Raw genomic sequence first — 7,135 nt, 5'->3', positions numbered from 1 at the left:
TAGCTCTGGCCGTTCGGCGTAGGGGATAAAGCCATCTTCTTTCTGCTGGTGTAGTTGCACAAATTCCACCAGAGCTTGAACGGTTTCCGGGCGCTGGTCTTTGGCCGGTAATTGCCCCAGGATATAGGAAAATTTTCCCGGCGCTGTAATCGCCACCGCACAGGGATTGAGACAAGCACTCAGGCATTTGACTGCTTCGAGTTGCACACCGGAATCGGCCAAAGCTGTTTGTAAGTCTTGCAGCAAAAACTCACCGGCGCTAGTGCCAATGCGTTTGCCGTCTTGCCAAGTGCTACCACAGGTCGTGCAGACAAACAAAGTAGAGTGCATCGTCATTGATTTGCTCCTCGTCCATTGCCTTTCCACGGATTCAACAAAAAAGACTGTCCTTACCTCGAAAGAACAATTCAGTAAGGGACCCAAGTAATTCTGCTTCCCCAATTGCTGGGAATTCAGGGCAATGGCGGCGGCAGGGCAGAATACTTACGCATAGGCTCTGTACCTCGCAGAGACTTGGACAACACCGGCGGGCATCCTGACTGAGCAACCCTTTAAGGTTGGCATCACAGTTGCGGGACAGCGGTGGATTTGCACCACACTTTCCCCGTTACCTGGCTGGGCTGGCCCCCCAACCAACCGGCTGTTGTCCGTTATAGCATGTTTGGTGGCCTGATGCGATGGTTATCAAGTGTGAATCACAAGCATAGGCTGAGGACAGGGACGGGATAGACCAGAATCTAAAGTGACAAATCGGTCAGCGGATAGGATCATCTAACATCTCAAGGGCACGTCTATTGATTCATATTACTTCTGCGCCAAATCAAGACATACAAGCTATACGCGCAGGTTTTTGCCAATTTAAATTTGCGAGCTTTACAACCAACTGATACTTGGTGCCAAGAATTACTTCTTTTGTATTACCAGAAGGCAAAATTGGGCAAAAATTGCAGACGATAAAATGTTGGCTAGAATCAAGTTAGGAATAGAATGATGGGATGATGACAACCCGACCACTGCTGGGGCAAACGCTACCGGAACTCACTGCCTGGGTCACGGCGCAGGGACAACCGGCTTATCGCGCTCGACAGTTGCACCAGTGGCTCTACCGGCAAGGGGTTCGGGATTTTCGGGACATCACGGTGTTTCCCAAGTCCTGGCGGGAGCAGGTCCGAGTGGCAATTGGTCGTTCGGTGATCGACCGGCGGGTGGTCGCCCAGGACGGGACGGTGAAATATCTGTTGCGATTGCCGGATGGAGCGCTGATTGAAACGGTGGGGATCCCCAGCGAGGACCGTTTGACAGTGTGCGTTTCGACTCAGGTGGGCTGCCCCATGGCTTGCGATTTCTGCGCTACCGGCAAGCAGGGATTCACCCGCAACCTGGCGGTTCACGAAATCCTGGACCAGGTGTTGACTGTCCAGACAGAAATGGGGCGGCGCGTCTCCCATGTGGTGTTTATGGGCATGGGTGAACCGTTGCTGAATGTGGAAGCGGTGGTGCAGGCGGTGCGACGGCTGAATGAGGACTGCGGGATTTCCCAACGGGCGATGACGATTTCGACGGTGGGGGTGCCTCAGCAGATTCTCCGGCTGGCGCAAGCGCAACTGCAAGTGACCTTGGCGGTGAGTTTGCACGCGCCCACCCAGGATTTACGCCAGCGACTTATCCCCAGCGCCCGTCATTACCCCCTAGAACAACTGTTGCAGGACTGCCGCCGCTACGTGGAACGCACCAAACGCCGGGTTAGTTTCGAGTACACCTTGCTGGCGGGGGTCAATGATACGCCGGAACTAGCGAAAGCCCTGGCGAAATTGTTGCGCGGCTGGCAAACCCACGTGAACCTGATCCCCTACAATCCCATTGCCGATGCCCCTTACCAGCGGCCGGATGCCGAGCGTGTCAAAGCCTTCCAGGCAGTGCTGGCGGCCCAAGGGATTGCGGTGACGGTGCGACAGACGCGGGGGTTGGACGCCCAAGCCGCCTGCGGCCAGTTGCGAGTGCGCCGATGAACGCCCCGCTGCCCCGGGAATCCGTGTGGGATTATCCCCGCCCGCCACGCGTGGAACCGGTGCCCTACCGGATTGAAATTTACACCCAGGGGATTTGCTTGGCGGCAACCAACCGGGCTTACCGGGTGCTGGAAACTAGCCATCCCCCCGTTTACTACCTGCCGCCCGACGATATTCAAATGCAATATCTCCGTCCGAACCGCCGCCGGACGTTCTGTGAGTGGAAGGGCTGGGCGCATTACTACGACCTGCACCTAGGAAAACAACTGGTGCCTGACGTGGCCTGGACCTACCCCGAACCGACGCCAGGTTACCGGGTGATTCGTAACTATCTCGCGTTTTATGCCCAGAAGCTGGACCGCTGTGTGATGAATGGGGAGGTGGTCCAACCGCAACCGGGTGGGTTTTACGGGGGATGGATCACCAGCAATCTGGTGGGGCCATTCAAGGGAGAACCTGGCACTGAGAATTGGTAGCCCGCGTAACGATACGTAACAACAGGCGCTATAATAACTCGTAATCCTGGAAGCATCCCTGGTGCGGATGGGTCGGTGACAGACCGTTTTCAGGGTATCGAGGTTTTGACGGTTTCAATCATCATTCAAGGCTCACCAGCACAGGTGGGCAGCTTGAGGACAGAGGTTGAACCGGGGCGTACCAGGGGATGCCGGGAGATGGTTTTCATGTAAGGAGTATGGATGTCTAAACAGATTATTCTGGCCGAACAACATCGGATTGCTGCCGTATTTGCCGATGACCAAATTCAAGAGTTGGTGGTGGCAACCGGCCATTTGCAAGTGGGGGACATCTTTTTGGGCGTGGTGGAAAATGTGTTGCCGGGGATTGATGCCGCGTTTGTCAATATCGGCGACCCGGAACGCAACGGGTTTATCCACGTGTCGGACTTGGGTCCCTTGCGCTTGAAAAAGACGGCAGGCGCCATCACCGAGCTGTTGATGCCTCAACAGAAGGTGCTGGTGCAGGTGATGAAGGAACCCACCGGCAACAAAGGGCCACGCCTGACGGGAAATATCACGCTGCCGGGCCGCTACCTGGTGCTGATGCCCTATGGCCGGGGCGTGTTTCTGTCCCAACGCATCCAAAACGAAAACGAACGTCACCGGCTGCGGGCCTTGGCGGTGTTGATTAAACCGCCGCAGATGGGCCTGCTAGTGCGCACGGAGGCGGAAGGGGTCAACGAAGAGGCCATCATGGAGGACCTAGAAAGCCTCAAGCGCCAGTGGGAAAAAATCCAGCGGGACGCCGCAAACGCGCGGGGACCGGGCCTGCTCAGCCGGGATGACGACTTTATCCAGCGGGTGTTGCGGGATTTCTACAGCGCCCAGGTTAACCGCATCGTCACGGATACCGCTGAGGGGGTCAAGCGGGTCAAGCAGCAGTTGAGTGCTTGGTGTGGGGGAAAACTGCCACCGGGCCTGCTAGTGGACCACCACCGCGAACCCATCCCTATCCTGGAGTATTTCCGGGTGAATGCGGCGATCCGGGAAGCCCTCAAACCCCGCGTGGACTTGCCCAAGGGCGGCTATATCGTCATTGAACCAACCGAAGCCCTGACGGTGATTGACGTGAACTCGGGGTCGTTTACCCGTTCAGCCACGTCGCGGGAGACGGTGTTGTGGACAAACTACGAGGCGGCGACGGAAATTGCCCGACAGCTCCGGTTGCGCAACATCGGCGGCGTCATCATCGTGGACTTTATTGACATGGAGGACCGGCGCGACCAACTGCAACTGCTGGAGCACTTCAGCAAGGTCCTGAAGAACGATAAGGCGCGGCCCCAGATTGTTCACCTGTCCGATTTGGGACTGGTGGAATTAACTCGCAAGCGCCAGGGACAAAGTATCTACGAGTTGTTTGGGCAACCCTGTCCCCACTGCAACGGGTTGGGGCACCTAGTGCGGCTACCAGGTCAAACGACGGCAGAGACAATCACGCCCAGCATTCCCCGCCCGGCGGTTACCAGCGAGCGACCCGAGAGCGTGGAGGAGCTGGGGTTTGCTCCGAGTCCCAATCCCGAGCTGGGCTATACCACGCCGCTTTATCCCGTCGTACCCCTAGGGAGCAGCGAGCGCCCCAGCAGTAGCAACAACCGGCGTCGCCATCGCCGCTATGAAAAACCTGCTCCTCGGGTGACGGAGCCGGAACCCCCGCCGTTTGCCACACCTAACCCGACGCCTCCAACCACTACCAGCAATGGCACGCGGGAGCAGCACCTGCGCCGGCGACCTCCGAAACCAACGCCTCCGGCGACCCAGGTGGTGACGGTGGGAATGACGCCGGAGGAACAGACGGTTTATGCCGAAATGGGGGTGTCGCCGTTGGTGCTGACCGGCCAGACCCATCTCCAGGACGTGGTGGTGGAAGTGCGATTGCCCGAGGAGGTGGCGGCTATGAAGGCGGAAGCGCCCTCGGAACCGGCGGTTAGCGAAACGGAAACACCGCCGCCTGAACCTACTCCCGCGCCTGCGACATCGGCTGTCGCTACCGAAACGGCAACGCCGGAAACACCTCCAGTCACGGATACGCGGCGGCGGCGGCGGCGTTCAACGACCCTGACGCTGGCGGAAAGCCCGACGGCTAGCGAGTAACATGGGGCGCACCTACCAGGTCACAGCGATCAACCTGCAGTGCCAGAGCCTTGGGGAAGCGGACCGGCTGTTGACCATCCTGAGTCCTGAGCGCGGCTTGCAACGGGTGGTCGCCCCAGGCGCCCGCAAACTCTCGTCGCCCCTGGCGGGGTTGACCGGCCTGTTGACGGTGAATCGGTTGGAGTTGCGCGTGGGGCGTTCCCTGGACCGGATTACCCAGGCGACCCTGGTACAAACCCATCAGCACCTGGCCCAGGACTACACCCGTTGGGTGGTGGCCCAGTATTTGACGGAACTGGTGCTGGGGCAAGCGCTGGCGAATGCGGCGCAAGGGGACCTATACCAGACGTTTAGCGCCCTGCTAGCGGAGGTCGCTCACGTGCCGCCGGAGCATCCCTGGGAAATGCTAGTGCGCGGCCTGTGGCGGTTGTTGACCATCGCGGGTTGGCAACCCCAGGTGCGCTTGTGTTGCCTGACGGGACGTCCGGTGGAGCCAGGTCAACGGGTGGGCTTTAGTATTCCGTTGGGGGGCCTGGTACGGTTGCCCTTGCCGCCAGACGTGCCTCCCTGTCGTATCCTATCGCCGGCGCAGGTCGAGGCGCTGCAGGCGTTGGCTGATGCTCCAGACGCACCCCTGCCGACTCCTGCGCCTTGGCGGAGCTTGGAAGCCCTGTTGCGTCCCTACGCGGAATACCATCTGGAGCGGCCCATCCGGTCGGCTTCCCTGCTGTATAGTACGATTACGCTCGTCTCTGCGACTGGTTCATGAACGCGCTCCCCTCCCAACCTGGTCCTGCGGGGTCGAGTTTGTGGCGCAGTGGGAATTTTCTGCTCCTGTGGCTGGCCCAGGTCTTTTCCCAGGTCGGGGACAAGGTGTACCTAGTGCTAATGACGACGCTGCTGGATCAGCAGTTGGGCGACCAGGCCCAGATCACGCCCTGGGTGAGCGGCATTATGGTGGCTTTCACAATTCCGGCAGTGCTCTTCGGCTCGGTGGCGGGCGTGTTGGTGGACCGCTGGCGCAAGCAACAGGTGCTGCTGTGGACGAATGGGCTGCGGGGGGCGTTGGTATTGCTGCTGGTGCCGGTGCTGGGATTGGGCTGGTCGCCCTGGCGTACCTGGTTGTTTTTGCTGGCGGTGACGTTTGCCGTATCCACGCTTACCCAGTTTTTCGCCCCGGCGGAGCAGGCGGCCATCCCCCTGCTGGTGCCCAAGGAGCAGCTGCTGTCGGCCAATTCTCTCTACACCACCACGATGATGGGGTCGTTAGTCGTCGGCTTTGCCCTGGGTGACCCGTTGTTACGCTGGGCTTCCCACTGGTTGCCCCAGGGGCCAGAGTTGCTGGTGGCGGGGGCCTACTGGAGCGCCGCGCTGTTGTTGGTAGGACTGCGGGCGCCGGAGCGCGTCCTGACCGTCACCCACACCTTCGCGCAGGTCTGGCAGGATTTGCGGGAGGGCTGGGCAATGTTGCAGGCCAGACCGCTGCTGGGCAAAGCGGTAGCCCGGTTGGTGGTGCTGTATAGCGTGTTTGCGGCGCTGGCGGTTTTGACCATTCAACTGGCGGAACAGCTCCTGCGGCCTTCCCAGTTCGGGTTTTTGTTGGCGGCGGCGGGGGTGGGGGTCGCTTTAGGGGCGCTAATGCTGCATCTCTGGCCTGGGCTGGGACAGTGGCCTGGCGGAGGCAGCCTGGTCATGGGCGGCGCTTTTATAGGGCTGGCGTTGACTACCCATAGCTTGGTGGGCGCCTTTCTCTGGCATGGACTGCTAGGGTTCGGAGCAGCCCTTGCGACCATTCCCCTGCAGACGCTCCTGCAAACGGAGACGCCGGAGGCGATGCGGGGCAAAGTGTTTGGTCTCCAAAACAATGCTGTCAACATTGCCCTGAGCCTGCCCCTAGCGGTCACGGGCGTGCTGGCAACCTCCGTGGGGTTGCCGACCGTCTTTCTCGGCCTGGCGGGTGTCATGTTCCTGGTGGTGAGCTGGTAGCCGTCAGATTTCCTCAAATCGCGCGCTGATAGTCAACGTCTGAGGTGCCGTCACGGTTCCTTGACAGACCAGCACCACCGTTTTGCCAGGAACCCTGGGCTTCAGGTTCACCGTCGCTGGTGGGTCAAACACCAGGCTAAATCCCCACACGCCACTGATGGTATTTGCTGGTCGTTCCACATATCCCTGCTGGGTCAAAACCTGCCGGAAAAATTGCAACGCCGGCTCGGGCGCCATCTGGACCTGGTATTGCAACGCCTTTTGACCAACGGCGTTTGGGGCCAAAGTGATACTCACAGCCGTACTCCCCCGCGGGCGGGGCAAGTTTTTCAGTAGCGATTCCGTATGGACATGGCTCTGGGCAAGAACCACAGAGCCAACTCCAGCCACCAGCAAAAATGTCCCTATCGCCGTGCGCCCCATCGGTAGACCGCCTCACAGCCTTCTTGTTCACTATAGAACAACCTTCCGAATTTTTTTATAGTCTCTTGCCGATAGGGAACGTGGGTGATAGGGTGAAAGGGGAGTGCT

The 7,135-nt window shown here is 59.5% G+C and carries 7 protein-coding genes and 1 riboswitch; of the genes, 5 read left to right on the top strand and 2 right to left on the bottom strand.

The features are described from left to right. Positions 1-330: DUF1636 domain-containing protein (locus NZ705_03205; protein MCS7291968.1), on the bottom strand; the 330-nt coding region annotated here is incomplete at its 3' end. 177 nt (positions 331-507) lie between these two features. Beyond that, positions 508-656, bottom strand: a riboswitch (cobalamin riboswitch). Positions 657-995: 339 nt separating this feature from the next. Between NZ705_03205 and rlmN the strand changes: the two genes are divergently transcribed. From rlmN to NZ705_03180, 5 genes are all read left to right on the top strand, one after another. Beyond that, on the top strand, positions 996-2,009 hold the full coding sequence (gene rlmN / locus NZ705_03200; protein MCS7291967.1) for a 23S rRNA (adenine(2503)-C(2))-methyltransferase RlmN: 1,014 nt from the start codon (positions 996-998) through the stop codon (positions 2,007-2,009). Continuing rightward, positions 2,006-2,485 carry a DUF427 domain-containing protein gene (locus NZ705_03195; protein ID MCS7291966.1) on the top strand — a complete coding sequence of 160 codons (480 nt, stop codon included), beginning with the start codon at positions 2,006-2,008 and terminating at the stop codon, positions 2,483-2,485. The genes rlmN and NZ705_03195 overlap by 4 nt, the downstream gene beginning before the upstream one ends. A gap of 222 nt (positions 2,486-2,707) precedes the next feature. After that, positions 2,708-4,618: an Rne/Rng family ribonuclease gene (locus NZ705_03190; GenBank protein MCS7291965.1), complete on the top strand. Its 1,911-nt coding sequence runs from the start codon at positions 2,708-2,710 to the stop codon at positions 4,616-4,618. Between the two features lies 1 nt (position 4,619). Next, positions 4,620-5,387, top strand: a complete 768-nt coding sequence (recO, locus tag NZ705_03185; protein ID MCS7291964.1) for a DNA repair protein RecO — start codon at positions 4,620-4,622, stop codon at positions 5,385-5,387. Continuing rightward, positions 5,384-6,604: an MFS transporter gene (locus tag NZ705_03180; GenBank protein MCS7291963.1), complete on the top strand. Its 1,221-nt coding sequence runs from the start codon at positions 5,384-5,386 to the stop codon at positions 6,602-6,604. Before recO ends, NZ705_03180 begins: the two co-directional genes overlap by 4 nt. 3 nt (positions 6,605-6,607) lie before the next feature. Here the strand turns inward: NZ705_03180 and NZ705_03175 are convergent, their stop codons facing one another. Beyond that, positions 6,608-7,027 carry a hypothetical protein gene (locus NZ705_03175; protein MCS7291962.1) on the bottom strand — a complete coding sequence of 140 codons (420 nt, stop codon included), beginning with the start codon at positions 7,025-7,027 and terminating at the stop codon, positions 6,608-6,610. Positions 7,028-7,135: the final 108 nt, after the last annotated feature.

Source organism: Gloeomargarita sp. SKYB120, from assembly GCA_025062155.1.
Taxonomy (GTDB): Bacteria; Cyanobacteriota; Cyanobacteriia; order Gloeomargaritales; family Gloeomargaritaceae; genus Gloeomargarita.
The sequence above is the reverse complement of the archived record's forward strand: the minus strand, read 5'-3'. Positions and strand labels throughout refer to the sequence as shown.